This window comes from Leptolyngbya cf. ectocarpi LEGE 11479 (assembly GCF_015207065.1).
Taxonomy (GTDB): domain Bacteria; phylum Cyanobacteriota; class Cyanobacteriia; order Phormidesmidales; family Phormidesmidaceae; genus Leptothoe; species Leptothoe ectocarpi.
In genome coordinates this window covers 1-1,530 of record NZ_JADEXP010000620.1, presented here as the reverse complement: position 1 = coordinate 1,530, position 1,530 = coordinate 1, and the positions used below count along the sequence as shown (strand labels likewise).

The following is a 1,530-nucleotide window of genomic DNA, read 5'->3' as shown; positions in this document are numbered from 1 at the left end:
CTCCCCCCCAGCTCATACACCCGCGCCAAACAGGAGATCGTCAGGGTGTGATACCCCGGATCGCAGCCCTCATATTCCTGGAACCAGCCTTCTGAATCTTGCCAGGACAGCACCTGCTCCAGCCGCTGCTGGATGGCCCCCTGCCACTTCTTCGTGTTTAATACCCGCGAGGCAATTTCCAAACACAGTACAATCAGCGCCTGGTGATTGGTCAAGCGACCGCTTTCCTGGTGATGGGCCAGCCAATCCGCCCGCGTCTCAAAAAAACGCAGGGCCTGCTGATTTTCTAGCTTTAGTAGCCGATAACTTTCTAGACAGGCCAGTAACGAAAAGGCCGCCGCCCCCCCTGCCCGCTCAAACGGGAAATAATCATCACAGGACCCGTCGGGGTGGGCACTCTTGGCGGCAAAGATAATCCCTGATTCCACCCAAGCTTTGATATTGGGCTTCTGATGGTAGGGATTATCCGGTAGCGGCATGTCATAGGCTAAGGCCAGGGGCCACACAAACTCCTGGGACATGCCGCTGGGAAAGTCAATGATCTTGTACTGCCAATAGTTGCGGTCAAAACAGCCATAGTTGGGACTGTGGGGGTTACGGTCCTGCAATGTCAGAATTTTGGGAATCTGGTCGAGGGCTGCCTGGGCAAATAAGTCTTTCATATAAATCTTTATCTAATCTCTTTCTGACGGTTTTTTTTCATATAGTCCTCAATGTCTGACCGCCGCAGCCGCAGCTGAATGTCCTCTAACAGTTTCCGGTTAGCTGACATTAAGTCAGCAATCAGACCAAAAATCCAACACTGCACCCCAATTAAAATCAAAATAGCGGAAAAGATCAGACTGGGAACATGGCTACGACCGGTAGCCTCAAAGGTCATCACAAGCAGCCAGACCCAGCGGACGCTGAGTAAAAACCCTAAACCAAACGGAATGGCCCCCAGAATTGTAAAAAAGGACAGAGGACGATAGGTAATAAAAATGCGCAGAATCGTAAATAGAGACCGCTGCACATAGGAGGCAATGCTTTTGACCAGGCGTGACGGGCGCAGATAGCCGTTGGTGCGAATGGGCACCGATGCCACCGCCATACCTTTTTGCCCGGCTTGGATGATGGTTTCTAGGGTATAGGTGTACTCGTTGAACACATTGAGCTGCATGGCGGCATCGCGGCTGATGGCACGAAAGCCGCTGGGGGCATCGGCTACCCGAGTGTTGCTGGCCACCCGCACAGCCCAGCTGCCCAGACGCTGCAAAATCTTTTTAACCGGGGAAAAGTGTTTGATTTCCATAATGGGCCGCTCCCCCACGACAATCTCGGCCTCACCCTGGACGATGGGGGCAATCAGCTTAGGAATGTCGGCGGCACAGTACTGGTTATCAGCGTCCGTGTTAACTATGATGTCGGCCCCGGCCTTGAGGCAGGCGTCTAGCCCGGCCATAAACCCGCGAGCGAGGCCCTGGTTGTGGTCAAAGCTGACCACATGGTCCACGCCCAATTCTTTGGCCACATCCACGGTGCGATCGACGC

General features: G+C 53.8%; 1 protein-coding gene and 1 pseudogene. Both read right to left on the bottom strand.

Going from position 1 to position 1,530, the window contains the following annotated elements:
- Positions 1–662: pseudogene (locus IQ260_RS30510) on the bottom strand (hypothetical protein); the annotation flags it as partial.
- A gap of 8 nt (positions 663–670) precedes the next feature.
- Positions 671–1,530: glycosyltransferase family 2 protein (locus IQ260_RS30505; protein WP_193996789.1), on the bottom strand; the 860-nt coding region annotated here is incomplete at its 5' end.